The following is a 26,428-nucleotide window of genomic DNA, read 5'->3' as shown; positions in this document are numbered from 1 at the left end:
GCACCGGCCGCGCACCGGCCGCGCACTGGTCCTGGCCGGGTCTCAGCCGCCCATCCGCAGCAGGGCCGCCACGATCGGGCCCGCCGTGTCGCCGCCGTGGCCGCCCGCCTGGACGACGCCCGCGGCCGCGAGGTCGCCGCGGTAGGCGGTGAACCAGCCGTTGGGCTTGTCCTGGTTGTCGACCTCCGCCGAGCCCGTCTTGGCGCCGTAGTCCGGGCCGAGGCCTGACATCGCCTCGGCGGCGGTGCCGGCCGCGGCGGTGTAGTTCATCAGCTCCCGCAGCTGCGACAGCGTGGACGACGACATCGTGCGCGAGGCCGTCGCCAGCGTGCGGCCGTCCACCGACGGGGCGACCAGGTACGGCTGGTGGAACGTGCCCGCCTTCACCGTGGAGGCGACCGACGCCATGTTCAGCGGGTTCATCCGCACCCCGCCCTGACCGATCAGCGAGGCCGCCTTCTGGGCCGCGGACTGCACCGGCACCGAGCCGTCGAAGGACGGCACGCCGATGGCCCAGTTGTCCATCGACAGACCGAAGACCTGCTGCGCCTGCTTGGTCAGGCTGTTGTCGTCCAGGTCGGGCGCCTGGCTGATGAAGGCGGTGTTGCAGGAGCGCGCGAAGCTCGCCTTGAACGAGCCGCCCTTGATCTGGAAGTCGTCGTCGTTGTGGAACTTCCAGCCGCCATAGGTGAACGTCTTCGGGCAGGGGTGCGTCTTGTCCGCCGACGCCAGGCCCTTCTCGATGAGCAGCGACGACGTGATGACCTTCATCGTGGAGCCGGGCGCGAGCGAGCCGTTGAACGCGGTGTTGAAGCCGGGGCTCGCGTTGGCCACCGCGAGGATCTCGCCCGTGGAGGGGCGCATCACGACGACCGACGAGCGCGCCGTCTTCGCCACCTGCTGCTCGGCGGCGGCCTGCAGGGTCGGGCTCAGCGTCGTCTTCACCGTGCCCGGGGTGCCCTTGCTGAGCTCCAGCAGCGTCTTGTCGGAGGCCTTCTTCGCCTTCGCCGCCTTCCCGCGGACGACCTGGAGCTCGACGCCCGCCTTGCCGCCGGCCTTCTTGCCGTACTTCTCCCGCAGACCGTCCAGCACCGTGCCCAGGGAGGGGTACTTGGCGGCCGTCAGCTCGCCGCCGTCCCGGTCGACGGCCTTCACCGGCGGCGTGCCGGACTCGCCGGTGACGAGCGTGTCGCCGTCCTGCAGGTCCGGGTGGACGACGGACGCGTGCCAGTCGACCTGCGCCTTGCCGTTCTTCGGGTTGCGCACGACGGTGAGCGCGCTGGAGTACGTCAGCGGCTTGCTGACGTCCTTGTACTTCACCGTGCCCGTCACGGAGAACGGGACCTTGGCGCCGGAGGCCGGGCCGGCGGTGAGCGTGACGCCCGTGACGTGGGCGTCCTTGGTGTAGCCGGTCAGGAGGGCGGTGGCGGCGGCGGAGTCGTCCGTGGCGGCGGCGGCCCGGTCCACCTTGCCCTGCTGCCAGGCCGTCAGGAACTCGGCGGCCAGGGTCTTCGTCTCGGCCGCCGACGGCGCGTCGGCCCTGACCCGCGGGATCTGCTTGCCGTTGGCGGCCGCGGCCGAGCCCTCGTCGGCCGCCGCCCCGCCGCCGTACAGCGCGTAGACGCCGAACCCCGCCCCGCCGACCACGACGGCGATCATGCCGCCGACGACGGCGGGACGCCGCTTGCTCGTGCTGCTCCGCTCTTCGACACGCCTTCTCTTGCCCACTGCCCAGATCCTCCGGATCCTCAGAGGCTTTCCCCCCAGCCCCACTGCCCTCGTTGCCCTCATTGACCCCAACGACGGCAACCACACTAGAGTCCCGTGCTGTGGGAGTGACGTCATATGTGACGTCAGCCACCTCTGAGCCGGTGCGGTCGGCCGGTGCAGCAGTGGCCGGTTCAGCCCGCCCGCAGTACCTCCACCACGATCGGGCCGGACGCGTCGACGCCGTGGCCGCCGTCCTGGGTCATCGCGGCGGCGGCGACGTCGCCCCGGTAGCCGGTGAACCAACTGTCGGACTTCGTCTGCCCGTCGACTTCGGCGGAGCCGGTCTTGGCGCCGATCTGGCCCCTGAGCCCGGCCATCACCTCGGCCGCGGTGCCGCTGGTGGCGGTGCGGTTCATCATGGAGCGCAGCTGCTGCACGGTGCTCGACGACAGTCCACGCGCGTGTGCCGGTTCACGGTCGTCCAGGCTGAGCGGCACGATCACCGGCTGCCGGAACGAGCCGGTCATCGCGGTCGCCGTCACCGAGGCCATGTTCAGCGGGTTCATCTGGACCTTGCCCTGGCCGATCAGCCCGGCCGCGGTGTCCGGGCCGCCGGCGGCCGGGACGGAGCCGTCGAAGGACGGGATGCCGGTCTGCCAGTCGAGGCCGATCCCGAAGCGGTCACGGGCCTCGTTGGTCAGCGAGTCGACCTTCACCGAGTCCGCGAACTTCACGAACGCCGTGTTGCAGGAGCGGGCGAAGCTCTCCGAGAGCGTCGCGTTCTCGTTCGGCTTCATGCCCTTGATGTTCTGGAAGGTCTGGCTCTCCGAGACGGCCGACGGCGGACAGGGCGCGGGGCCGTTCGCGGTGGTGAGCCCGGTGTCGATGAGGGTGGCCGCGCTGATGATCTTCATGGTGGAGCCGGGCGCGACCTCCCCCAGGAACGCGGCGTTCCAGCCGTCCGTGCGGTGGTTGGCGACGGCCAGCACCTCGCCGGTGGTCGGCTTGACGGCCACCACCGACGACTGCGCGTACTTCTGCACCGCCTGCTCCGCCGCCGCCTGCACGCTCGCGCTGAGCGTGGTGGGCAGCTTGCCCGCCTTGCCCTCGGCGAGGGTCAGCAGCGGGGTGTCGGCGGTGTCGGGGGCGGCGTGGTGGATCGCCAGCTCGACGCTCGCCGTACCGCCCGCCTTCTTCCCGTACTTGGCGCGCAGCTGGTCCAGGATCGGCCCCAGGGAGGGGTACTTCTCCTTCGTCAGGACGTTGCCGTCCCGGTCCACGGCCTCGATCGGCGGCGCCGCCGACGCGCCCGTGGCCAGCGTGTCGTCCATGTTCTTCAGCTCGGGATGCACGACCGACGGCTGCCAGTCCACGAGCGCCTTGCCGGTGGTGAGCCCGCGCACGACGGTGAGCCGGCTCTTGTACGCCAGCGGTTTGGACTTCCCGTCGTACGACACCGTCGCCTTGACGCTGAACGGCACGCTGTCACCGACCGCGGCGCCCGGTGTGATCTTCACCCCGGTGATGTGCGCGGCCTGGCCGTACGAGGTAAGCAACGGCCCGGCCTTCGCCGCGTTGTTGGTGAGCTGGGCGGCCACCGCGGCCTCCCCCTTCTCCCAGGCCGCGAAGAACTTGCCGCTCGTGTCCTTCACCTCGGAGCCGCTGGGCGGCCCGGTCTTCACGGCCACCGGCTCGGTCGAGCCCGGCGCACCGCCGCCGCCGTCCCCGTTGAGCGCGTTCACGATATTGAAGGCGCCATACCCGGCCCCGCCCACCATCACGGCGAACATCGACCCGACAATGGCCGCCTTGGCCCCCTTGCGCATGCTGTGCACCCTCCCCGTTGACCCCGCAAGACCCGCCCGAACCCGCCGGCACCCTCACGGGCGCATTCTGAACGTGTTCAGAAAGCTCTTCTCAGGCTCACAGTAAGCGGAAAGGGTGACGCAGGGGGCGGCAGTTTTCGGAATCGTTAGACCCAGGTGTCCAACCACATACGTGAACGCCAGTTGTCGATCGGGATCGACGTCCCCGTGTACAAAGGCCAGAAATAGATGAAGTTCCAGGCGATGAGCAGGACCAGGACGCCCGCTCCCGTCGCCCCCGCCACGCGGCGGGTGTCGCTCGAACCCGGTGGACCGATGATCGCACCGATCATCATCGCCACCGCCAGACAGAGGAACGGCAGGAAGACGACCGCGTAGAAGAGGAAGATCGTGCGTTCCTGGTACATGAACCACGGCAGGTAGCCGGCCGCGATGCCGCAGGCGATCGCGCCCGCGCGCCAGTCGCGGCGGAAGAGCCAGCGCCACAGGACGTAGGCGATGGCGAAACAGGCCGCCCACCACAGCACCGGGGTGCCGATCGCGAGGACCTCGCGAGCGCACTTCTCGCCCGCGTCGGACGGGCAGCCGTCCTTGCCGGCCGCGGGGGACTCGTAGAAGTACGACACCGGACGGCCCAGGACCAGCCAGCTCCACGGGTTCGACTGGTACGGGTGCGGCGAGGTGAGGTGGGTGTGGAACTCGTACACCTCGTGCTCGTAGTGCCACAGGCTGCGCCACCAGTCGGGGAACAGCCACGTCCAGTTGCCGCCTTTGCCGTCGGTGGCCGCCCAGTTGCGGTAGTAGCCGCCCGAGCCGTCGGCGGCGGACAGGATCCAGCCCGTCCACGACGCCACATAGGTGACCAACGCGATCGGGACCGTCGACAGGAAGGCGAAGCCCGTGTCGCGCTTCAGCGCCGCCAGGTACGGGTGGCGGGCGCCCGCCACCTTGCGCGAACCGGCGTCCCACAACACCGTCATCACACAGAACGCGACCAGGATGTACAGGCCGTTCCACTTCGTGCCGATGGCAAGCCCGAGCAGCAGGCCCGCACCCAGGCGCCAGGGGCGGAAACCGATGCGGGTGGTCTCGGCGATGTGCGCGTTCGGGCGGTAGCGGCCGTCCTCGTCCGGCTGGAGCGCGGCGGCGAGTTTCGCGCGGGCCCAGTCCCGGTCGGCCACCAGACAGCCGAACGCCCCCAGCACGAAGAACATCAGCACGCCGTCGAGCAGCGCGGCCCGGCTCATCACGAAGTGCAGCCCGTCCACGGCCATCAGGGCGCCCGCCAGACAGCCCAGGAACGTGGAGCGGAAGACACGGCGGCCGATCCGGCACAGCAGGAAGACGGACAGGGTCCCCAGCACGGCGGTCATGAACCGCCAGCCGTACGGGTCGAACCCGAAGATCAGTTCGCCCAGCCCGATCACGTACTTGCCGACCGGCGGATGCACGACGTACGCCGCGTCCGTCGGGATCGGGACATGTCCGCCCGTGGAGAGGATGACGTCGTTGGCGTTCTTGTCCCAGTTGACCTCAAACCCGCGGTGGACGACCGCCCACGCGTCCTTGGCGTAGTACGTCTCGTCGAATATCACCGCCTTGGGGCTGCCCAGGCGCCAGAACCGCATCACGCCCGCCATCAGCGTGACCAGCAGCGGCCCGCCCCAAGGCGACCAGCGCACGAGCCGTTCCGCCCACCGGTGCGGCACGCCGATCGCCTGCCACACCCGCGGGCTGGGCTTCGCGAACGGCGGCGCCAGCCGCTCACGGACGTCGGCGGAGGGCTCCGCCGTGTATCCGAAACGGCGCAGCCGCTGCTGCCACGCGGGCCGCCGATCGTGCGGCGGCCGGTCGGGCCGGTAGTCCGTGGAGTCCATGGAGGACGCGGTACTGGTCACCGCGCCATCGTAGGGAACAGGTCTGTGTGAGTCCCGTGCTTGGGGCCTCACCCGGCCCTGCGAGGATGGAAACGTGACAGCCGCACCCCGAAGCACGTCCACAGCCCCACCCGCCGCCGCGCCCGGAATCCTCGTGCTCGCCGGTACGCCCATCGGTGACGTCTCCGACGCCCCGCCCCGGCTCGCCGCGGAGCTGGCCGGCGCCGATGTCATCGCCGCCGAGGACACCCGACGGCTGCGGCGGCTGACGCAGGCGCTCGGGGTGACGCCCAAGGCGCGCATCGTGTCCTACTTCGAGGGCAACGAGTCCGCGCGTACGCCCGAGCTGGTCGAGGAGCTCGCGGGCGGCGCGCGCGTGCTGCTCGTCACCGACGCCGGGATGCCCTCGGTCTCCGACCCCGGGTACCGGCTGGTCGCCGCGGCCGTCGAGCGGGACGTCCGGGTCACCGCCGTCCCCGGCCCGTCCGCGGTCCTCACCGCGCTGGCCCTGTCCGGGCTGCCCGTCGACCGGTTCTGCTTCGAGGGGTTCCTGCCGAGGAAGGCGGGCGAGCGGCTGTCACGGCTGCGGGAGGCCGCGTCGGAACGGCGCACGCTCGTCTACTTCGAGGCCCCCCACCGGCTCGACGACACCCTCGCCGCGATGGCCGAGGTCTTCGGCGCCGACCGGCGGGCCGCCGTGTGCCGTGAGCTGACCAAGACGTACGAGGAGGTCAGGCGCGGCCCGCTCGGCGAGCTGGCGGAGTGGGCGGCGGAGGGCGTGCGCGGCGAGATCACCGTCGTCGTCACCGGCGCGCCCGAGCGCGGGCCCGAGGAGCTCGACGCGGCGGAGCTGGTGCGGCGGGTGCGGGTGCGCGAGGAGGCGGGCGAGCGCCGCAAGGAGGCCATCGCGGCGGTCGCGGCGGAGGCCGGGCTGCCCAAGCGGGAGGTGTTCGACGCCGTGGTGGCGGCGAAGAACGCGGGGGGCGCAGCGGCGTTGTGAAGGGGCTCACACCCCCTCTGAGCAGGGCGCATGCCGTCTGAGCGTGCGCCCCATGTGCGGGCAAAGGGCTGACGTCGAAGGCAAAGCCCACCCCCGCCCGTGAAGCCGCTTTGGCAAGGAAAGTCCAAATCGGCTCCAACAGTGCACAGGCCTGGTGCATTCGCTCCGGTCGAGGCGTCCACTGGTGACAGGGACGCACCCGTCCCTCGCTCCCAAGGACGTTCCGGGGGGAACGCCCGCGCCGGGAGCGACTGTCCAGCGGACAGCAGGAGCTGGCATGAGTGAGATCACAGGGCAGACCGGCCTCCGGGGCGGCGCGAACGCCGTCGTCAACGAGTCGTACTCCTTCGCCTGCATGCGCTGCGGGCACGGCTGGGAACAGTCGTACGAGATAGAGCACCACACCGACGCCGACGGCCACGAGTTCGTCCTCTACGTGGCGAACGGCCGGGTCGTGCCGTCCCCGCTGAGCCGCCCCGCGTGCCAGAACTGCGACGGGCACGTCGTGCGCATCATGGCGGCGGGGCAGGTCTCGTCGGTGCTCAGTGCGGCGCGTCCGCGCAAGGCGCCCCCCGCCGGACCGGCCGAGGCGCCGGTGACGGCCGCTGAGAAGCAGGCCGGGGAGCGGTCCGAGGAGCAGGACCACCACTGGCACCTGTCCGATCTCCTGCACCCCTTCCGCAAGGCCGGCTAGCAGGGGAGGGCGTGCCCCTTCCGTAGGATCGGGGCATGTCTTCGAACGCCGACAAGAGCGCCGCACCGCCGCTTCCGGCCCCCCTGGGGGCGCCGGTCGCCGACTCCCACACCCACCTCGACATGCAGTCGGGCACGGTGGAGGAGGCGCTCGCGAAAGCCGCCTCGGTCGGCGTGACGACCGTCGTCCAGGTCGGCTGTGACGTACGGGGCTCCCGGTGGGCGGCCGAGACGGCGGCGGCGTACGACAGCGTCCACGCCGCCGTCGCCCTGCACCCGAACGAGGCGCCGCGCATCGTGCACGGCGACCCCGACGGCTGGTCCCGGCAGGGCGCGCGCGAGCCGGGCGGCTCCGGGGCGCTCGACGAGGCGCTCGCCGAGATCGACCGCCTGGCCGCGCTCGCGCACGTCAAGGGCGTCGGAGAGACGGGACTCGACTACTTCCGCACCGGCCCCGAGGGCAAGGAAGCGCAGGAGAACTCCTTCCGCGCCCACATCGAGATCGCCAAGCGGCACGGCAAGGCCCTGGTCATCCACGACCGCGACGCCCACGCCGACGTCCTGCGGGTCCTGAAGGAGGAGGGCGCCCCCGAGCGCACCGTCTTCCACTGCTACTCCGGCGACGCCGAGATGGCCGAGATCTGCGCCCGTGCCGGGTACTTCATGTCCTTCGCCGGCAACGTCACCTTCAAGAACGCCCAGAACCTGCGGGACGCCGTCGCCGTGGCCCCGCTGGAGCTGCTCCTGGTGGAGACCGACGCCCCGTTCCTGACCCCGGCGCCCTACCGCGGCCGGCCCAACGCGCCGTACCTGATCCCCGTCACGGTGCGCGCCATGGCCGCCGTACGGGACCTCGACGAGGACGCCCTGGCCACCGCCCTCGCCGCCAACACGGCACGCGCGTTCGGCTACTGAGCGCCTCTGCGGAGCGCCCCCGCTCCCGTACCTCCCGACACCTCGAACACAACTCTCAGTAGCCACGTCACTTTGGAGAGTGACGGTCGCTCCGCTAGGTTCTGGGGGCCCGATCCGGACCCCACCCTCCTGGAGTGTCGGCGTGAGCAACTCGCAGCACCTCGAGTACGAGCCCCACGGCGGTGGCGGACCGTACGTCGACCTGCACAACGCGGAGACCATCGCGTACGGCGTGTACGCGGCGCCCGGGACGTACGACGACACGTACCGGCCCGCCTATGAGGCCTACGAGGCGTACGAGCCCCATGAGGCATACGGGCAGTACGAGGCGTACGAGGCCCCGCCGCTGCCTCCCGAGACCCTCGTCCTGCCGGAGCCCGTCCAGCTCGTCGCCGAGCCGCCGCTTCCCCGGCAGGGCGCCGGGCGGGCCGCGCGCCGGCGCAGAACGCGCTCCGCCGAGCGCCCGGAATCCACGATGCGCCGCCTGCTCCCGCAGGCACTCGTCGTCGCCTTCCTGGCCGGCGGCACCACCGCCTTCGTCGCCGAGGACAAGGCCGTCGAGCTGACCGTCGACGGCAGGCCGCGCACCCTGCACACCTTCGCCGACGACGTGGGCGAACTCCTCGCGGAGGAAGGCGTGCACGTGGGCGCGCACGACCAGGTGGCGCCCGCCCCCGGCGCCGGGCTCACCGACGGCGACGAGATCGCCGTCCGCTACGGCCGCCCCGTCCGCCTCACCCTGGACGGCCGGCGGCACGAACTGTGGACGACCGCACAGACGGTCGAGGAGGCGCTCCAGCAGCTCGGGGTGCGTGCGGAGGGCGCGTACATGTCCGTCTCGCGCGCCCAGCGCATCGGACGCGCGGGGCTCGCGCTGGACGTGCGCACCGAGCGCGCCGTCACCGTCATGGCCGACGGCCGGGCCCGAACCATCCGCACCAACGCGGCGACCGTGCGCGAGGCGGTGGAGGCCGCCGGGATCGTCCTGCGCGGCCAGGACACCACCTCCGTCGCGCCCGGCAGCTTCCCGCGCGACGGGCAGACGGTCACCGTGCTGCGGATCACCGGCGCCAAGGAGGTGCGCGAGGAGGCGATCCCGTTCGCCGTGCGCCGCACCGACGACTCCTCGCTGTTCACGGGCACGGAGCTCGTGGAGCAGGTCGGACAGCCCGGGCTGCGGCGGGACACGTACGCCCTGCGCATCGTCAACGGGGTGAAGCAGAAGCCGAGGCGGATGCGCAGCGAGGTCGTGCGTGAGCCGCGCGAACAGGTGGTGAAGGTCGGGACGAAGCCGCCGCCGACCTCCGTGGGGGGCGCCGACGGCCTGGACTGGCAGAGCCTCGCGGCCTGCGAGTCGGGCGGCCGGCCGGGCGCCGTCGACCCCTCGGGCAACTACGGCGGGCTGTACCAGTTCGACACCCACACCTGGCACAGCCTCGGCGGCAGCGGACGGCCCCAGGACGCCCCGGCCGCGGAACAGACCTTCCGCGCGAAGAAGCTGTACGTGCGCCGTGGGGCGAGTCCCTGGCCGCACTGCGGGAGACGGCTGCACGGCTGAGGTGCGCCCCTGCGGGGGCGACTCGGGGGGTGAGGTGCGGCGGCGGGCGGTGTCGGCGCCTCCCCGTACCCTTGTCCCGTGAGTACCAGCCCCGCCCCCGACGCCCTCCTGGGCCCCGCCGACATCCGTGAGCTGGCGGCGGTCCTCGGCGTGCGTCCCACCAAACAGCGCGGCCAGAACTTCGTGATCGACGCGAACACGGTCCGCCGCATCGTCCGCACCGCGGGGGTCCGGCCCGACGACGTCGTCGTCGAGGTCGGCCCGGGCCTCGGCTCTCTCACCCTCGCCCTGCTGGAGGCCGCCGACCGGGTCACCGCCGTCGAGATCGACGACGTCCTCGCCGGCGCCCTCCCCGCGACGATCGCGGCCCGCATGCCGGCTCGCGCGGACCGCTTCGCGCTGGTGCACTCCGACGCCATGCACGTGACCGAGCTGCCCGGCCCCGCCCCCACCGCACTGGTCGCGAACCTGCCGTACAACGTGGCCGTGCCCGTGCTGCTGCACATGCTGGAGACGTTCCCGAGCATCGAGCGCACCCTCGTCATGGTCCAGTCGGAGGTCGCCGACCGGCTCGCCGCCGGCCCCGGCTCGAAGGTGTACGGCGTTCCCTCCGTCAAGGCCAACTGGTACGCCGAGGTCAAGCGGGCCGGCGCCATCGGCCGCAACGTGTTCTGGCCCGCGCCGAACGTCGACAGCGGACTGGTCTCGCTCGTCCGCCGGAGCGAGCCGATCAGGACGACGGCATCGCGGCGCGAGGTCTTCGCCGTCGTCGACGCGGCGTTCGCCCAGCGCCGCAAGACCCTGCGGGCCGCGCTCGCCGGCTGGGCGGGCTCCGCGGCGCAGGCGGAGGCGGCCCTCGTCGCGGCCGGCGTCCCGCCCCAGGCACGCGGAGAGGCCATCACGGTCGAGGAGTTCGCGAGGATCGCCGAGAACAAGGAGTCGGGGCAGAAGTGAGCGTCACCGTGCGGGTGCCGGCCAAGGTCAACGTGCAGCTCGCGGTGGGCGCCGCGCGGGCGGACGGCTTCCACGACCTGGCGAACGTCTTCCTGGCGGTCGGTCTGTACGACGAGGTCACGGTGACCCCGGCCGACGAACTGCGCGTCACCTGCGAGGGCCCGGACGCGGACCAGGTCCCCCTGGACCGCAGCAACCTCGCGGCGAAGGCGGCGATCGCTCTCGCCGAGCGCCACGGCCGCGATGCCGCCGTGCACATCCACATCGTCAAGGACATCCCCGTCGCCGGGGGCATGGCGGGCGGCAGTGCGGACGGCGCGGGCGCGCTGCTGGCCTGCGACGCGCTGTGGGGCACGGGCGCGTCCCGTGACGAACTCCTCGACATCTGCGCCGAGTTGGGCAGCGACGTGCCCTTCAGCCTGGTCGGCGGTGCGGCCCTCGGCACCGGGCGGGGCGAGAAGCTGACGGCCCTGGAGGTCGGCGGCACGTTCCACTGGGTGTTCGCGATGGCCGAGCGGGGGCTGTCGACCCCGGCGGTGTTCCGCGAGTTCGACCGCCTCGCGGAGGGCCGCGGCGTCCCGGAACCGCTCGCTTCACGCGACCTCCTGGCCGCCCTCGCCAAGGGCGACCCCGACGCGCTCGCGGCCACCCTCTCCAACGATCTCCAGCCCGCCGCGCTGTCCCTCTTCCCCGAGCTGGCGGACACCCTCGCCGCGGGCCGCACGGCAGGCGCCCTCGCCACCCTGGTCTCGGGCTCGGGCCCCACCACGGCCCACCTGGCCCGCGACCCCGCCTCGGCAGCAGAAATCGCAGCGACCCTACGCACCTCGGCCACCTGCAAAAGCGTCCGCACAGCGTCAGGACCGGCACCGGGCGCGACGGTTGTCGAGGGCCGGCGGTAGGCATGGGTCGGGGGTAGGCATGGGTCGGGGGTCTGGGGGCGAAGCCCCCGGGGGCGGTCACCGGGGCGTACGGGACTTGTCGGGCGGCGGGGCGGATGCCGACGGCGCCGACCCGACCGACGCAGTCCCACCGCTCTGCCTCGCCGTCGCCGCATACGACGAGACCCTCGCCGAGGAGCTCCTCAACGCCGGCGCCGACCCCCTGCGCCCACTGGACGGTGTGCCCGGCGGCGACCCCGGCCTCCCCGGCGGCGACACCCCGCTGACCCGGGCCGTGGACAGCGGCTGCTCCTGGATGACTGCCAGGCTGCTCCCCGAGCCCGTACGCCTCGACGCCGACGCCCGCGCCGCTCTCCTGGCCCGCGCCCGACACTGGGCCGACGCCGACATCGAGGCCGAGCTGCGCCGCCGGACGGGAGCGGCAGGCCCGGTCGAGCGGCGCACCGTGCGGGTCGACGACTGGAGCTGCCACCACGAGCGGTACACGCTCGCCGGCCAGACCGTGTGGGACGGCCACCTCGGCGTCCTCACCGCCCTGGAGGAACGCTTCCGCATTCGCACGCCGTTCGACGAGCTCCTCGCGCGGGCGCTCACCCGCCCGGACCGGGACCACGCCGTCTGGACCGACGTCGTCGTCCACCTGTCCACCCGTCAGGACGACGAGACCTGGACCGCGGCCGAGGCGCTGCGCGACTGCCCCGACCGGCTCTGCCGTCTCTTCGCCGCGGACGTGCTGCGGTGCCTCGTCATCGGGCTCGGCGGTCTCTTCGCACGGCCGGGTACCGTCGTCGACAAGCCCGCGACCGAGGTGTTCCTCCCCTGGGCGGTGGAGGAACGGGACCCGGCGGTGCTCGCCGTGGTGCTGTCCGGGCTGAGCGAGGCCGACGGGGACGGCGTGGACGGCGCCCGGGCCGACGAGATCGACGCCGTCGGTCTGTCGTACGTCGGGCATCCCGATCCGCGGGTGCGTCTGGAGGTGGCCGAGACCCTGAGGAGGGAAGCCGAGCGCGTCCCGGCGGAGAAGCTCGACGCCCTGTACGCGCTCGCGCGCGATCCCGACGCCGGGGTCCGCGAACGGGCGGCGTACTGGCTGGCGTCCTGCCGCGCGGAGGCGCCCGGCGTCACCGACGTACTGGCCGCACTCCTCGACGACGAACTGCGGGACACCCGCGTGCACGCCGCCTACGGCCTCGCGAGGCGCGGTGATCCGCGCTGTGTGGAGGCCGAGCGGCGGCTGCGCCCCCTCGATCCCGACGGATGGCCGGATTCAAGCCTGGTGCGGGCGATGTGGGCGTACGAGGAGGGCGACGCATAGACCGGCGTGAGCCGGGCGTGCGCGAGGAGCTGCCCGCCCGTGCGTGCACCCGGCCGCCGTCCGGCGTGAGCCGCCCGGCAGCCCGCCGAGACCCAGGGGGCGTGAGCAGCTCGCGCGCGCGCCGTTCCTGAGCGGCGCGCACGATGGTTACGCGCGCCCTTCCGGACACTGCAGGCCCCCTCCGCGCACGGCACTCCGGCCCCGCGCGCCTGCGACGTGTACGTCAGCCGGACGGGCCGAAATGCCGTGACCGGTCCCTGTCAGTGAACGCCTGAAAGGCGATGCGCCCGTCCGGACTACCCTGGAGGGTCGATCGATCCCCCCGGGCAGGAGAGAAATGGCCGTCAATCTGGTCAATGTCGAGAACGTCAGCAAGGTGTACGGGACCCGTGCGCTCCTTGACGGCATCTCGCTCGGCGTGTCCGAAGGGGACCGGATCGGAGTCGTCGGCCGTAACGGCGACGGGAAGACCACGCTGATCCGGATGCTCGCCAGGCTGGAGGAGGCCGACACCGGGCGGGTCACGCACTCCGGCGGGCTGCGCATGGGCGTGCTCACGCAGCACGACTCCCTCGACCCCGCCGCGACCGTCAGGCACGAGGTCATCCGCGACCTGGCCGACCACGAGTGGGCGGGCAACGCCAAGATCCGCGACGTGCTGACCGGTCTCTTCGGCGGGCTCGACCTGCCCGGCTTCCCGCAGGGCCTGGACACCGTCATCGGCCCGCTCTCCGGTGGCGAGCGTCGCCGTATCGCGCTCGCGAAGCTCCTCATCGAGGAGCAGGACCTCATCGTGCTCGACGAGCCGACGAACCACCTCGACGTCGAGGGCATCTCCTGGCTCGCCCGGCACCTGCGCGAGCGTCGCTCCGCGCTCGTCTGCGTCACCCACGACCGCTGGTTCCTCGACCAGGTCTGCACGCGCATGTGGGACGTCCAGCGCGGCGCCGTCCACGAGTACGAGGGCGGCTACTCCGACTACGTCTTCGCGCGCGCGGAGCGTGAGCGCATCGCCGCGACGGAGGAGACCAAGCGGCAGAACCTGGTCCGCAAGGAGCTGGCCTGGCTGCGCCGCGGCGCGCCCGCGCGGACGTCGAAGCCGCGCTTCCGCGTCGAGGCCGCCAACGAGCTGATCAAGGACGTGCCGCCGCCCCGCGACAGCAGCGAGCTGATGAAGTTCGCGTCGTCCCGGCTCGGCAGGACGGTCTTCGACCTCGAGGACGTCACCGTCCAGGCCGGCCCCAAGGTGCTGCTCAAGCACATCACCTGGCACCTCGGCCCCGGCGACCGCATCGGCCTCGTCGGCGTCAACGGCGCCGGCAAGACGTCCCTGCTGCGCGCCCTGGCCGACGCCGCGCGCAGCGAGGGCGAGAAGCAGCCCGCGGCCGGCAAGGTCGCCGTCGGCAAGACGGTCAAGCTCGCCTACCTCTCCCAGGAGGTCGGCGAACTCGACCCCGCCCTGCGCGTCCTGGAGGCCGTCCAGCAGGTGCGCGAGCGCGTCGACCTCGGCAAGGGCCGCGAGCTGACCGCCGGCCAGCTGTGCGAGACGTTCGGCTTCAACAAGGACAAGCAGTGGACGCCGGTCGGTGACCTGTCCGGCGGTGAGCGCCGCCGCCTGCAGATCCTGCGCCTCCTGATGGACGAGCCCAACGTCCTCTTCCTCGACGAGCCCACCAACGACCTCGACATCGAGACCCTCACCCAGCTGGAGGACCTCCTCGACGGCTGGCCCGGCTCGATGATCGTCATCTCCCACGACCGCTTCTTCGTCGAGCGCACCACGGACCGCGTCTTCGCGCTCCTCGGCGACACCACCCTGCGGATGCTCCCGCGCGGCATCGACGAGTACATCGAGCGCCGGCTGCGCATGGAGGAGGCCGCGGCGGCCGCTGCCGCCCCCGCGGTCGCGCAGAAGCCCGCGTCGGAGAAGAGCGCCGCCGACCAGCGCGCCGCCAAGAAGGAACTCCAGAAGATCGAGCGGCAGTTGGACAAGGTCACCGAGAAGGAGGCCCGGCTGCACACCCAGATCGCCGACAACGCCACCGACTTCGAGAAGGTCGCCAAACTCGACGCCGAGCTGCGCGAGTTGGCCGGCGAGCGCGAGGAACTGGAGCTGCGGTGGCTGGAACTCGCCGAGGACGCGTGAAGGGTGCGTGAAGGCGCATAACGACGGCATCACAGGCCGGTCCTCCCTTGGGAACAGGGGCGGATCGGCCCCAGGAGCTGTCAGACACGGGTGATAGAAAGAGCCGTCTGAGAACTCTCTGAAGACGGCTCCGGGTGGTCACTGACCTGGGGGCGTGGCTAAAAATCAGTGACATAGGGGGAACACGCTGATGGCTCAGCCGCCCAATCAGCCGCCGCAGCAGGGTGGTTTCGGAGCACCGCAGGACCCACCGCACCAGCAGCCGCCGCAGCCGCACCAGCAGGCGCAGCAAGGCGGCTTCGGCGCACCCCAGATGCCGCCCCAGCCACCTCAAGCGCCCCAGGCGCCCCCGGGCCCGCCCGCCCAGCAGCCGGCGCAGCCCGGCTACGGCTACCCGCAACAGCCGGGCCAGGCAGGCCAGGCAGGGCCTTATGGCCAGCCCGGCCCCTACGGGCAGCAGCCCGGCGCCTACGGGCAGCAGCCCGGCCCGTACGGCCAGCAGCAGGGTCCGTACGGCCAGCCGAGCGGCCCCTACGGTCAGCAGCCCGGCTACGGCTACCCGGCCCAGCCGCCCCAGTTCCCGGGCGCTCCCGGCGCCCCCGGCACCCCGCCCCCGGGCGGCCGCAACCCCTTCAAGGGGCGGCCCGCGCTGGTCGTCGGGGCCGCGGTGGCGGCGCTGCTGGTGATCGGCGGTCTGGTGTTCGCGGTCACGAGCGGCGACGACAAGGGCGACAAGAAGCCGGTCGCCGGACCGAGCGGCGACGACAAGGCCACGGCGACGTCCAGCGGCGGCCCGGTCAACCCCGGTGACGGCAGCGGCGACGGCGGCAAGGACGGCGAGGACTTCAACGCGGGCCGCAAGGCCGGCGAGGCGAAGGTGCTCTGGTACAAGGAGGCGCCCGACGCGCCCGCCTCCGGCGCCGACGCCCCCGGCATGTGGATCACCTCCAAGGCGGCCGTGAAAGCGGCGTACAAGGACGTCGTCGCGTACAACGTGGGCGACGGCAGGCCGACCTGGGCCACCATCAGCTTCCCGCAGAAGATCTGCGCGGTCACCCCGCAGAAGACGGCGGACGACAAGGTCGTCGTCGCGTACATGAGCGGCACCAGCGACCGCGCCAAGTGCAACCAGCTCCAGCAGATCGACCTCAGGACCGGCGCCAAGGGCTGGACCGGGGTCGTCGCGGACGGCGCGCTGTTCGACAGCGCGATCGACATCGAGCTGTCCCTCACGGGCAACACGCTGATGGTGGGCCGCTCGCAGTCCGGGACGGCGTACGACGTGCGCACCGGCAAGAAGCTGTACGACAAGCAGAAGTACGGCGACGCGTGCTTCCCGTCGGCGTTCGCGGGCGGCGCCAAGCTGTTCGCGGTGGCGTCCTGTGACGCGACCGAGGCGAACGAGCACGACGAGATCCAGGAACTGGACCCGGCGACCGGCAAGGTCAAGTGGACCCAGAAGTTCGACAAGGGCTGGACGGTCTCGAAGACGTACTCCGTGGACCCGTTGGTCGTCTACAGCACCAACGAGGACAAGAACACCTGGAACATCGCGACGTTCAAGCCGGACGGCACGTACCGCTCGCAGGTCGGCTTCGACGAGGACTTCGCCCCCGAGTGCGACGGCGGTTTCCTGCAGCGCAACCTGACGGGCTGTGAGGGCACGGCCGCCGACGCCAACACGCTGTACCTGCCGACCGAGGCGAAGAGCGGCCCCAACGAGATCGTCGCGATCGACCTCTCCACCGGCAAGGAGAAGTGGCGCGTGAAGTCCCCGACCGACGAGGCGATGGTGCCGGTGAAGGTCGAGGGCGGCAACCTGGTCGCCTACGTCGAGCCGTCGTACGACGCGGCCGGCCGGGTGGTGGGCATCCCGACGGCCGGCGCCGCCCACACGCCGAAGACGCTGATGCAACTGCCCGAGAGCACGGCCGACATCGAGGACGGCTTCTACTCACGCGACGTCGACTGGGTCGACGGACGCTTCTACCTCTCCTCGACCCGGCTGACGGGCAACGACGACGACAAGGAGAAGCTGATGCTCGCCTACGGCAAGTGAGGCGGCCTGCCACCTTCTCGACACCCTGTCGCTCCTCGTCCGTCGTCCGTCGCCCTCCCGAGGTACCCACACCATGACCCAGCCGCCGCCCCCGCCCCCGAACCAGCCCCCGCAGCAGCCTCAGCAGCCGCAGCAGGGCGGTTTCGGCCCGCCCCCGCCGCCGCAGGACGCCGTCCCGCAGGACGCCCCGCCGCAGCCCCCCGCCCCGAACCTGGCAAAGGCCCCGGAGCCGGGCTACGGCTACCCCCAGGCGCCCCAGGCGCCCCAGGCCCCGGGTCAGGCGCCGCAGACGCCTCCGCCGCCGGCAGGCCCGGCCCCGACCGGTCCTCCGCAGCCCCAGCCGGGCTACGGCTACCCGCAGGCGCCGGGCCGGCCGACCGCCCCTCCGCAGCCCCCGGCCGCCGCTCCCGGCTACGGCTACCCGGCCCAGCCGGGCGCCCCCGTGCCCGGCGCTCCCGCCGCGTACGGCCAGCCGCCCCAGCAGCCGGGCCCCTACGGTCAGCCGAGCGCCCCGTACGGTCAGCAGCCCGGATACGGCTACCCGGGGCAGCCCGGCCAGCCGGGTCAGCCGGGATACCCGTCCCCCCAGCCGGGGTACGGCTACCCCGCGCCGCCCACCGTCCCCATGCAGCCCCAGCCCGGTGACGGCGGGGTCGGCAAGAAGTTCAACGCGCAGATGGCGATCATCGTGGCCGCCGTCGTCGCGGTCGCGCTGATCATCGGCGGCGGGGTCTGGTACTCGCAGTCCGGTGACAGCGGCAAGGACAAGGAGAAGAGCACCGCCGGTCCGACCGGCGGCGGCGACAAGGGCGATTCGGGCGGCGCCGGCGGCACGGGCGGAACGTCCTCCGGCGGCAGCGAGAAGGCGCCCGCCAACCCCGCCTCCGACGTCCTCTTCAAGGTCCCGATGCCCGCGATCAAGAAGGACGCCCACGTCGGCGTCCGGGGCTCCTGGGTGACCGACAAGGCGTATGTGAAGACCGGCGCCAGCGAGATCGGCGGCTACGACCTCGACAAGGGCACGAAGCTGTGGTCGGTGAAGCTGCCCGGCCCGGTGTGCGAGGCCAGCAAGTTCGCCACCGACGACTACCGCACGGCGATCGTCTTCCAGGCGAGCAGCGCCGAGACCGCCCGCTGCGACCAGATCGCGGCGATCGACCTCGCCGCGGGCAAGCAGCTGTGGAAGAAGACGGTCACGTCCGGCGACTACGCCGTCGACTTCGACAATGTCACGGTCAGCGCGAACACAGTCGCCCTGGGCAGCACCGACGGCGGCGCCGCCTTCGACATCGACTCCGGCAAGGTGCTGTGGTCGCCGAAGCCGGCCGACACCTGCTACGACGCCGGCTACGGCGGCGGCCCGAAGCTGGTGGCGGTGCGCAAGTGCGGCAGCTACGACAACCCCCAGCTGGGCATCCAGACCATCGACCCGGCCTCCGGGAAGGTGCTCTCCGAGTACAAGCTCGCCACGGGCATCGAATACGCGTCCGTCGTGTCGACCGACCCCCTGGTGGTGGCCGCCGACGTCGGCGACAGCGCCGGTGACGGCAGCGGCATCTCGGACCTCTTCTCCATCGACAACAAGACCGGCAAGCTGCGCACCCGTATCTCCGTGCCGGGCGACGACTACGCGGCCGACTGCGAAGGCATCACCAGGATCGAGGCCTGCATCGGACTGGCCGTCGGCAACGACAAGATCTACATCCCGACCGAGGAGCACGACGGCGGCGGCGACTACAGCCGCACCAACGAGGTCATCGCCTTCGACCTGACCACCGGCAAGCAGACCGGCCAGCGCGCCGACGCCGGCGACGGCTACACGATCTACCCGCTGCGCATGGACGGCGCCAACCTGATCGCGTACAAGCGGCCGCCGTACGACAAGGGCGGCGAGGTCGTCAGCATCGACGGCGGCTCCTTCAAGGAGACCAAGCTGATGGTGAACCCGGCCACGGACTCGGTGCACGACCTGGAGACCAGCATGTCCCCGGAGTACTCCGAGGTCCTCTTCGCCAAGGGACGCCTGTTCATGTCGGAGGTGTACGCCGACGACGGCGCGACCTCGGGCGGCGACCCGCAGTACCTGGCGGTCGCGTTCGGCGGCGCGGGCAGCTGATCGTCTTAATCGCCGTGACGGCCCCGTCCCTGCTCAGGGGCGGGGCCGTGCACGTACCGCCCATGACCCTCGAATGCGAGGAATTTCGGCGATCCGGGGCACTTCTCACCGGTAGGGGGAGCGCAACGTCGAACAAGCGTGTAGCTTCCGGGGGCATGAAGAACGGGGTGCCGGGGGGCACCCCTTTGTCGGTCCGGCTTTTGGTCCGGCTAGGTCCGGGTTGGTCCGTGTGGGTCCGTGTGGGCATCCATGCAGGGACTGGGGGGTTGCTCGATGGGAGTGCGGCTGATGGTGGTCGACGACCACCGACTGCTCGCCGAGGCGCTGGCCTCGGCACTCAAGCTGCGGGGGCACCGGGTGCTCGCCGCGGCGGCGCCGGCCGCGGGCGCGGCCGAGCTGGTGATCACCCGCGCCCCGGAGGTGTGCCTGCTGGGCACCGCGACCCCGGCCGAGCCGGGCATCTTCGACCCGATCGTCCGCATCAAGCGGGAGCGCCCGCAGGTCGCGGTCCTGGTCCTCGGGCCGGTGCCGAACCCGCGCGGCATCGCGGCGGCCTTCGCGGCGGGCGCCTCCGGCTACGTACGCCATGACGAACGGATAGAGGGCGTGGAACGCGCCATCATGAAGGCGCGGTCGGGCGAGGCGGCGGTGGCTCCCCAACTGCTGCAAGGCGCGTTCAGTGAACTCCTCAACCCGGCGGCCCAGCCCGACGACGAGGGCCAGCGCCTCCTCCAGATGCTCACCCCCAGGGAGGTGGAGGTCCTGGTCCGCGTCGCGGACGGCGAGGACACCCGCCTGATCGCCGCCGGCATGGGCATCGCCCCCTCCACGGCCCGCACCCACGTCCAACGCGTCCTGATGAAACTGGGCGTGGGCTCCCGCCTGGAGGCGGCGGCACTGGCAGCCCGGACGGGTCTGCTGGACCGTGCGGGGCCCCTTCCGCATTCTCCTCGGCACACGGACGTGGGGTCGCAATCCTGATCCCCCGGCATGCCCTGGCACCCGGCGTGACGTCACCGAGCTGATCATTTCCCCCGGAAACCGGTGTGTCGACTGGTGCTCGACGGGCGCATTTCGGCATGGTCTACCCCGTGAATGTCCGCCTTGTAGGCAAATGTCTGCCGTGGTGGAGAGTACCGTCGCCGCCCTCTCGCGCGGTCGGACGAAACGCCTGTCCTGGCCGACTGCCTGCTTGACGGCACGCCTGGGCCGACAGTGCGTGGAATCGGGCCGAGTCCTCGTGGCTGCAGCAGTGCCGCGTCCCTTTCCGGGTTTCACCCACCCCAAGGAGTCCCACAGCCCATGCCATCCGCCCGCACGTTGCCCGCCGGCCGGACACGACTCGTCGGCTGCTCACTTCTGGCCTGCCTCCTGCTGCTCACACCGCTGTACGGCGCCGGGACGGCTGCGGCCGCACACGGCGCCGACCGCGCATCCGGGTCGGCCGCCACCGAGGGCCGGATCGCAGCTGTCAGAAGACTCGACGCCCGGACCCTGGACCTGACCGTCCAGTCACCGGCCATGGGAAGGTCTGTGCCGGTCCGCGTCATCCTCCCCAGGAGTTGGGGCAGCGACAAGAAACGCAGGTTCCCCGTGCTCTACATGCTGCACGGCGGGGCCGACGACTACACCTCCTGGACGCGCGAGACGGACGTCGAGGCACTGGCGAAGAACTCCGACGTCATTGTCGTGATGCCCGACGGCGGGAAGCACGGCTACTACTCCGACTGGTACGCCGGCACGCCCCGCTGGGAGACCTTCCACACCACCGAACTGGTCCGGCTCATGGAGAAGAGTTTCCGCGCCAACTCCTCCAGGGCCGTCATGGGCCTATCGATGGGGGGCTTCGGCGCGCTCAACTACGCGGCGCGTCACCCGGGAATGTTCCGGTACACGGCCGCCCTGAGCACATACGTCGACCTCAACGACCCCGCGGTGCGGCTCTTCATCGACTTGAGCTCCAAGCAGGACGGCACCGACGTCAAGGACGTCTGGGGCGACCCGACGGCACAACGCGGCAACTGGCAGGCCCACAACCCGGCCGCCATGCCACGCGCCTTCCGTGGAACGAAGGTTCACCTGTCCATGGGAAGCGGGGAGCCCGGACCGCTGGACACCGGTCATTCGATCGGTGTGATCCTGGCGGGCGCGGTGGGTGAAATGGCGCTGTCCTCGGAGTCGGTGAAGAAATTCGCCGGTTCGCTCCGCTCCGCGGGCGTCGAGGTCACGACGCACTTCTACCGGCCCGGGACGCATTCCTGGCCCTACTGGCAGCGTGAACTGCACAGCATCTGGGCCACCATGATGAAGGAACTCGACTAGCGAGGCGAGCCAATGGGCCGAACAGTGGTGATGTTCGCGGCAGGGTCCCGTGGGGACGTTCAGCCGTGCCTGGCACTGGGCGGGGCGCTGACCCGCCAGGGCGATACCGTCCGGCTGCTCGCCAGCCCCCGCTACCGGGAGCTGATCACCGCGGCAGGACTGCAGTTCCACCCGGTTCCGGTGGATCCCACCGAGATCATCGAGTCGTCCCAAGGACAGAAACTGCTGTCCGGCGGACGTAACCCGGTCACGTTCATTCGCGGCATGAACCGGATCCTGCGGCCACTGTTCTCTCGTCTGTTCGCGGCGGCCCAGGCCGGCGCCGAGGGAGCCGATCTCGTCCTGGCCCCTACGTTCAGCTTCCTCGGCGTCCACCTGAGCCAGTACCTCAACGTCCCGCACGCGATCATTCACTATCAGCCGAGCCAGCCCACGGGAGAGTTCCCGCACCCCTTCGCGCCGGCCGCGAGTTTCCTCGGATCTCCCGGAAACCGCCTCAGCTTCGAAGCGGTCGACCTGGGGTCGTGGCTGGTGTGCCGACGGTTCGTCAACATGTGGCGCAGGGAGGGACTCGGTCTTCCCGCCCTCTCCCCGCTCGGCCCTGTCCGCCGAGTCCGCCGGGCCCCCGTGTTGTGTGCGTTCAGCCCTGTCGTCGTACCCCGGCCGGCCGACTGGGGACCCAACGTCCACCTGACCGGTTTCTGGCACCACCAACAGCCCCTGTGGGAACCGCCGCGTCGCCTGCTCGACTTTCTCGACGCCGGGCCCCCGCCCGTGTACGTGGGCTTCGGCAGCATGAGATCCAGCGACCCCGAGGCCACCGACCGCGTCGTACGAACCGCACTGCGGTGCGCGGGACTGCGTGGGGTACTGGCCGGGGATCCGACCACGAGCGACGACGACGTGCTCGTGGTCGGGGACACCTCCCACAGCTGGCTTTTTCCTCGTATGGCTGCGGTGATCCACCACGGCGGCGCGGGCACCACCGCCGCGGCCCTGCGTTCCGGAGTGCCGTCCCTGGGCTGCCCGTTCTTCGGCGACCAGCCCTACTGGGCCGCTCGGGCGCACAGCCTCGGAGTCGGCCCCAAGCCCTTGCCGTTCCGGCAGTTCACCGTCTCCGCTCTCGCCGACCGTCTGCGAGCCGTCACCGAGGACGGCGGCCATGCCGAGGCGGCCCGTCGGCTGGGCCGTGCCCTGACGGCCGAGGACGGCGTCGCGCGTGCCTGTCGCGTCCTGAACCAGCTCCTTTGAGGACCTCGCCTGCGTGAATGCAGACGATTCCGGTCCGCACCTCCCCCAACTCTCGGCTTCGCTCGAACCGGAGGGACCCCATCGCGGTGCCGCCGTGGGTTCCTGCTTCACAGGCCCTTGCCCGCTCCCTTGCGGGAGCTGGTCTTACATGGGCTTCCACAGGCGTTACTTTCCGTCCGTCCGGCGGTAGGTCGGACAACTCCGTCGTCCGACAAGGCGATCCCAGCCCTGGTGCCGCGCCCCTCCGGGCCACTATGGCGAGGATGCCCTACACCTCCACCCTGAAGGACCTCAGCAGAGTCCTGAAGGATGGAGCACTGGGCGAGCGTTCGGTAGCCGGCCTCATGGTTTGGCGGTGGGACGGGCAGCGTCACTGCCGTGCGTGCCTACACCTTCTCGTCCGCCGACGGCTTCGACAGGCCGCGGCCTTCTCGTGCAGGTTCACGGGGGTGACGCAGAGCCCACACCGCGACCGGCGCCGCCGCTCCGACCAACGCCGCGGCGATGCACAGTCCGGCCTGATACGCCACCAGGAAAGCCGCGCCGTGCGAGGTTCCCGCGGACAGAGTCCAGTGCTGCACGAAGGTCACCACCGCACCCATGAGCGCGATGCCGAACACACCGGACATCTCTCGCGTGGCGCTGAACAAGCCGGCTGCGACGCCGGACAGGTGACGGGGCGACGATTCCAGCGCCCGGGTCGTCAGCGGGATGGCCAGCGCGGAGCCCACCCCGACCGAGGCCAGCCCTGGCAGCAGGCCGACGAGAGCACCCCACACACTGCCCAGCGCCACCAGCAGCAGGCCCAGGGCGACCAGGAGCAGACCGGCGGCGGAGACCCGGCCGTCCCCCCATCGTCTGGCCAGGACGGTGACGAACGGAGCCGTGAGGACAAGAGCGGAGGCCACCGGAGTGAAAGTCAGTCCAGCCTCCGTCGGACTCAGCTGCAAACCGTTCTGCAGGAACTGAGAGGTATAGAAGTACACGCCGCTCACTCCGAGGCCCCACAAGAGCTGGGAAATGAGCCCGCCCTTGAAAGGCCGCTGTCGAAACAGTCCTCCCAGCTCCGGACCGCCGCGGAATTTCTTCCCGCAGCAGAGGGTGAGCGCACCCGTCACGGCAGCGATACCCGAGATGACCACGAGTGGGTCGGTGAACCCGTAGCTCGGCCCCTGGATCAGGCAATAGACGATCGCTGCCAGGGAGACGCATGCCAGGGCGATCAGCCGGCACGGGAGGCCGGCCAGGCTCCGCGCAGGCGAACCTTTCTCAGGCAGGGACGAGGCGGATACGGCCAAAGCGCCGACGAGAAGGCCGGCGAACCCCAGGGGAACATTCATGACGAAGAGCCATTCCCACCCCAGATGTTGCGTTACGACACCGGAGATCACCGGCCCGAGCGCCAGCGCGGAAGCCAGCGTGGCCGTTGTGGCAGCGAAGCCGGCGGCACGCACGCGGCGCGGCAGCTCGTGCGACATCAGGGCCAGGCAGGAGGGCAGGATCAGGGCGGCGCCGGCCCCCTGCAGACAGCGGAAGCAGACCAGCATCGCCGCTGTGGCCGACAGCGCACAGCCCGCGGAGGAGGCGGTGAACACCGTCAGCCCCGTCAGCAGGGTCCAGCGCCGGCCCCTGGTGTCGGTCAGCTGCCCGCCCAGAAGCAGAAAGCTGGCCAATGCCAGTGGATACCCCGTAGCCACCCACTTCACATCGCTTTCGGACAGGGCGAGTTCTGCACGCATCCGAGGCAGGGCGACATTCACCACGGTGTTGTCGAGAGCCGTGAGGAATGTGCAGAGAATGACGGTTGCGACGACGCTCAGGATGCGCAGTCGGCTCATGTCGCACCGCCCCGTTCTCTGTCGGCGTGTCACAAGTGAGAGCAGACAGTCCTATGTTTAGCTGATTGTCCGCTGCTTGCATCCGGAACAGCGCAATCGGTGATGTACGTCCGCCGCCCACTATGCCTGACAAAGGCTCCAGCCAATCCGTCATGGCCGAGGGGCCGCTTTCGCCCACTTACCTTAAGGTTCGGTGAGTCAGTGCCATCTTCGGTCAGAGACACACTCAGCCACTATCTTGCCCACGTTGCCGCACTCACGCCGGACGAAACCGCCTTCACGTTCGTCGACCACAGCACCGACATCGCAGGAGTACCCACCTCACTGACCTGGAGGCAGGTCGAGGACCGGGTACGCGGCCTCGCCACCGGCCTGCGCCACCTCGGCGCCGTGGGCGAGAGAGTGGCGATCGTGGCCCCGCAAAGCCTTGAATACGTCGTGGGATTCCTCGCGGCTGCCTGCGCAGGAGCCATTGCCGTTCCCCTTTTCCCCCCGTCCCTGCCAGGGCACGAGGAGAAGCTCGCAGCGATCCTCAAGGACGCCGCCCCCACATTCGCGCTGACCGTCGAAGGCGGGCGCACGGCCCTGACGGACTTCTGCGCCAAACACGGCGTGCCCTCCGGCTGCCGTGTCATCACGGAGCAGGAGCTGGCGGAGGCCGCCGTACAGCCCTCCCACGAACTGCGCCACCCCCAGACCGACGACGTGGCCTACCTGCAGTACACATCAGGCTCCACCCGCATCCCGACCGGTGTGGAGATCACGCATGCCAACGTCTGTGCCAACGCTCGCCAGGCGCTCGAGGCGTATGACCTCCGACGAGGCCGCAACTGCGCCGTGGGATGGCTGCCGCTCTACCACGACATGGGACTCGTGCTGGCCATCGCCCTACCGATCGTCGGCCACATGCCCTCCGTCCTCATGGACTCACTGGCGTTCATCCAGCAGCCGGTGCGCTGGCTGCGTCTGCTGAGCCTGCACCCCGGAGCCATCACCGCCGCCCCCAACTTCGCCTACGACTACTGCGTTCAGCGCGTGACGGCAGAAGAACGCGCCGAACTGTCCCTGGGACAGGTCGCCGCGATGGTCAATGGGAGCGAGCCCATCGGACCGCGCACCCTCGAACGCTTCCAGGCGGCCTTCTCCTCCGTCGGCATGATGCGGACCATCATGCGCCCCTCCTACGGGCTGGCGGAGGCGACCGTGTTCGTCAGCGCTTCGCCGACGGGGGAGGAGCCGACCGTCACCCCCTTCGACCGCGAGGCCATCGGGCAGGGAGTCGCCCGCACCGTCATCACCACCGACGACCAGGCCGTGACCGAACTCGTGGCGTGCGGGCGGCCCACCGGCCAGGAGATCGCCATCGCCGATCCCGCGACCTGCCAGCTCCGGGAAGACGGCCACATCGGTGAGATCTGGCTGCGCGGCCCCAACATCGGGCGCGGCTACTGGCGCCGTCCCGACCAGAGCGAGACGGTCTTCCGCGCGACGCCGCACGGCGACGACTCGCGCACGTACTGGCTGCGCACAGGGGATCTGGGGGTGTGGCACGACAAGCAGCTCTACATCACCGGGCGCCTGAAAGACCTCGTGATCATCGACGGGACCAACCATTATCCGCACGACATCGAGGCAACGGTCCAGGACGCGCATCCGGCCCTTCGCCCACACCACATCGCCGCGTTCGCCGTGGCCGGCGGAGACGGGGAGAGCCTGGTCGTCGTCGCCGAACACGGCCGGGACGTCAGCGATCCGCACACCGTCGCGGAGGAGGCGACGCGAGCCGTACGGGCGGCGGTCGCCACGCGCCACGGTGTGGCCATCCACGATTTCGTCCTGGTGCCACCCGGCACGGTCCCGCACACCACCAGCGGAAAAGTCGCCCGCAGCGCATGCCGCGAACGGTACCTGGCAGGGGACTGGCCGACGATCCCGGACGCCTGAGC

At 71.2% G+C, this 26,428-nt stretch carries 18 protein-coding genes; 14 read left to right on the top strand and 4 right to left on the bottom strand.

Features of this window, described 5'->3' with window-relative positions; genetic code table 11:
• Nucleotides 1-42: 42 nt before the first annotated feature.
• From ACIBAF_RS17860 to ACIBAF_RS17850, 3 genes are all read right to left on the bottom strand, one after another.
• Nucleotides 43-1,728: a penicillin-binding transpeptidase domain-containing protein gene (locus ACIBAF_RS17860; protein WP_399464168.1), complete on the bottom strand. Its 1,686-nt coding sequence runs from the start codon at nt 1,726-1,728 to the stop codon at nt 43-45.
• A gap of 173 nt (nt 1,729-1,901) precedes the next feature.
• Entirely contained in the window at nt 1,902-3,536 is a 1,635-nt protein-coding gene (locus ACIBAF_RS17855) for a penicillin-binding transpeptidase domain-containing protein (RefSeq protein WP_399464167.1), read from the bottom strand.
• Between the two features lie 146 nt (nt 3,537-3,682).
• Entirely contained in the window at nt 3,683-5,434 is a 1,752-nt protein-coding gene (locus ACIBAF_RS17850) for a dolichyl-phosphate-mannose--protein mannosyltransferase (RefSeq protein ID WP_399464166.1), read from the bottom strand.
• 73 nt (nt 5,435-5,507) lie between these two features.
• Here ACIBAF_RS17850 and rsmI point away from each other — a divergent pair, with 73 nt between their 5' ends.
• The 13 genes from rsmI to ACIBAF_RS17785 all read left to right on the top strand — a co-directional run bounded on the left by rsmI (nt 5,508) and on the right by ACIBAF_RS17785 (nt 22,644).
• Nucleotides 5,508-6,413 carry a 16S rRNA (cytidine(1402)-2'-O)-methyltransferase gene (gene rsmI / locus ACIBAF_RS17845; RefSeq protein ID WP_399464165.1) on the top strand — a complete coding sequence of 302 codons (906 nt, stop codon included), beginning with the start codon at nt 5,508-5,510 and terminating at the stop codon, nt 6,411-6,413.
• Between the two features lie 277 nt (nt 6,414-6,690).
• Nucleotides 6,691-7,107, top strand: a complete 417-nt coding sequence (locus ACIBAF_RS17840) for a hypothetical protein (RefSeq protein ID WP_399464164.1) — start codon at nt 6,691-6,693, stop codon at nt 7,105-7,107.
• A 35-nt stretch (nt 7,108-7,142) separates the two neighbouring features.
• Nucleotides 7,143-8,021 (top strand): TatD family hydrolase, encoded by an 879-nt coding sequence (locus ACIBAF_RS17835; RefSeq protein ID WP_399464163.1) that lies wholly within the window; start codon nt 7,143-7,145, stop codon nt 8,019-8,021.
• 142 nt (nt 8,022-8,163) lie between these two features.
• The gene (locus tag ACIBAF_RS17830; protein ID WP_399464162.1) at nt 8,164-9,579 is read left to right on the top strand and encodes a ubiquitin-like domain-containing protein; all 1,416 of its coding nucleotides are present in this window, start codon (nt 8,164-8,166) and stop codon (nt 9,577-9,579) included.
• A gap of 78 nt (nt 9,580-9,657) precedes the next feature.
• Nucleotides 9,658-10,533 carry a 16S rRNA (adenine(1518)-N(6)/adenine(1519)-N(6))-dimethyltransferase RsmA gene (gene rsmA, locus ACIBAF_RS17825; protein WP_399464161.1) on the top strand — a complete coding sequence of 292 codons (876 nt, stop codon included), beginning with the start codon at nt 9,658-9,660 and terminating at the stop codon, nt 10,531-10,533.
• Nucleotides 10,530-11,435 carry a 4-(cytidine 5'-diphospho)-2-C-methyl-D-erythritol kinase gene (locus tag ACIBAF_RS17820; protein ID WP_399464160.1) on the top strand — a complete coding sequence of 302 codons (906 nt, stop codon included), beginning with the start codon at nt 10,530-10,532 and terminating at the stop codon, nt 11,433-11,435. The genes rsmA and ACIBAF_RS17820 overlap by 4 nt, the downstream gene beginning before the upstream one ends.
• 76 nt (nt 11,436-11,511) lie before the next feature.
• On the top strand, nt 11,512-12,750 hold the full coding sequence (locus ACIBAF_RS17815) for a hypothetical protein (RefSeq protein ID WP_399464159.1): 1,239 nt from the start codon (nt 11,512-11,514) through the stop codon (nt 12,748-12,750).
• A gap of 337 nt (nt 12,751-13,087) precedes the next feature.
• Nucleotides 13,088-14,896 carry an ABC-F family ATP-binding cassette domain-containing protein gene (locus tag ACIBAF_RS17810; protein WP_399464158.1) on the top strand — a complete coding sequence of 603 codons (1,809 nt, stop codon included), beginning with the start codon at nt 13,088-13,090 and terminating at the stop codon, nt 14,894-14,896.
• Between the two features lie 190 nt (nt 14,897-15,086).
• Entirely contained in the window at nt 15,087-16,955 is a 1,869-nt protein-coding gene (locus ACIBAF_RS17805) for a PQQ-binding-like beta-propeller repeat protein (protein WP_399464157.1), read from the top strand.
• 73 nt (nt 16,956-17,028) lie between these two features.
• Nucleotides 17,029-19,071, top strand: a complete 2,043-nt coding sequence (locus ACIBAF_RS17800) for a PQQ-binding-like beta-propeller repeat protein (RefSeq protein ID WP_399464156.1) — start codon at nt 17,029-17,031, stop codon at nt 19,069-19,071.
• A 273-nt stretch (nt 19,072-19,344) separates the two neighbouring features.
• Nucleotides 19,345-20,052, top strand: a complete 708-nt coding sequence (locus tag ACIBAF_RS17795; RefSeq protein WP_399464155.1) for a LuxR C-terminal-related transcriptional regulator — start codon at nt 19,345-19,347, stop codon at nt 20,050-20,052.
• 321 nt (nt 20,053-20,373) lie between these two features.
• Nucleotides 20,374-21,393 carry an alpha/beta hydrolase gene (locus ACIBAF_RS17790; RefSeq protein WP_399464154.1) on the top strand — a complete coding sequence of 340 codons (1,020 nt, stop codon included), beginning with the start codon at nt 20,374-20,376 and terminating at the stop codon, nt 21,391-21,393.
• 12 nt (nt 21,394-21,405) lie between these two features.
• Nucleotides 21,406-22,644: a glycosyltransferase gene (locus ACIBAF_RS17785; RefSeq protein ID WP_399464153.1), complete on the top strand. Its 1,239-nt coding sequence runs from the start codon at nt 21,406-21,408 to the stop codon at nt 22,642-22,644.
• A 386-nt stretch (nt 22,645-23,030) separates the two neighbouring features.
• Here ACIBAF_RS17785 and ACIBAF_RS17780 read toward each other — a convergent pair whose 3' ends face one another.
• Nucleotides 23,031-24,482, bottom strand: a complete 1,452-nt coding sequence (locus ACIBAF_RS17780; RefSeq protein ID WP_399464152.1) for an MFS transporter — start codon at nt 24,480-24,482, stop codon at nt 23,031-23,033.
• A 201-nt stretch (nt 24,483-24,683) separates the two neighbouring features.
• On the opposite strand from ACIBAF_RS17780, the gene ACIBAF_RS17775 reads away from it, so the two are divergent.
• Entirely contained in the window at nt 24,684-26,426 is a 1,743-nt protein-coding gene (locus ACIBAF_RS17775) for a fatty acyl-AMP ligase (protein WP_399464151.1), read from the top strand.
• The last annotated feature ends 2 nt before the right edge of the window (nt 26,427-26,428 follow it).

Source organism: Streptomyces sp. NPDC051677 (assembly GCF_044453465.1).
Lineage (GTDB): Bacteria > Actinomycetota > Actinomycetes > Streptomycetales > Streptomycetaceae > Streptomyces.
This window is presented reverse-complemented; position numbering and strand designations above follow the sequence as displayed.

Excerpts from the sequence above, each read along its gene's own strand:
- ACIBAF_RS17855 (WP_399464167.1), bottom strand. The coding sequence starts at position 3,536 with ATGCGCAAGGGGGCCAAGGCGGCCATTGTCGGGTCGATGTTCGCCGTG.
- ACIBAF_RS17840 (WP_399464164.1), top strand. The coding sequence starts at position 6,691 with ATGAGTGAGATCACAGGGCAGACCGGCCTCCGGGGCGGCGCGAACGCC.
- ACIBAF_RS17835 (WP_399464163.1), top strand. The coding sequence starts at position 7,143 with ATGTCTTCGAACGCCGACAAGAGCGCCGCACCGCCGCTTCCGGCCCCC.
- ACIBAF_RS17810 (WP_399464158.1), top strand. The coding sequence starts at position 13,088 with ATGGCCGTCAATCTGGTCAATGTCGAGAACGTCAGCAAGGTGTACGGG.
- ACIBAF_RS17805 (WP_399464157.1), top strand. The coding sequence starts at position 15,087 with ATGGCTCAGCCGCCCAATCAGCCGCCGCAGCAGGGTGGTTTCGGAGCA.
- ACIBAF_RS17800 (WP_399464156.1), top strand. The coding sequence starts at position 17,029 with ATGACCCAGCCGCCGCCCCCGCCCCCGAACCAGCCCCCGCAGCAGCCT.
- ACIBAF_RS17795 (WP_399464155.1), top strand. The coding sequence starts at position 19,345 with ATGGGAGTGCGGCTGATGGTGGTCGACGACCACCGACTGCTCGCCGAG.
- ACIBAF_RS17790 (WP_399464154.1), top strand. The coding sequence starts at position 20,374 with ATGCCATCCGCCCGCACGTTGCCCGCCGGCCGGACACGACTCGTCGGC.
- ACIBAF_RS17785 (WP_399464153.1), top strand. The coding sequence starts at position 21,406 with ATGGGCCGAACAGTGGTGATGTTCGCGGCAGGGTCCCGTGGGGACGTT.
- ACIBAF_RS17780 (WP_399464152.1), bottom strand. The coding sequence starts at position 24,482 with ATGAGCCGACTGCGCATCCTGAGCGTCGTCGCAACCGTCATTCTCTGC.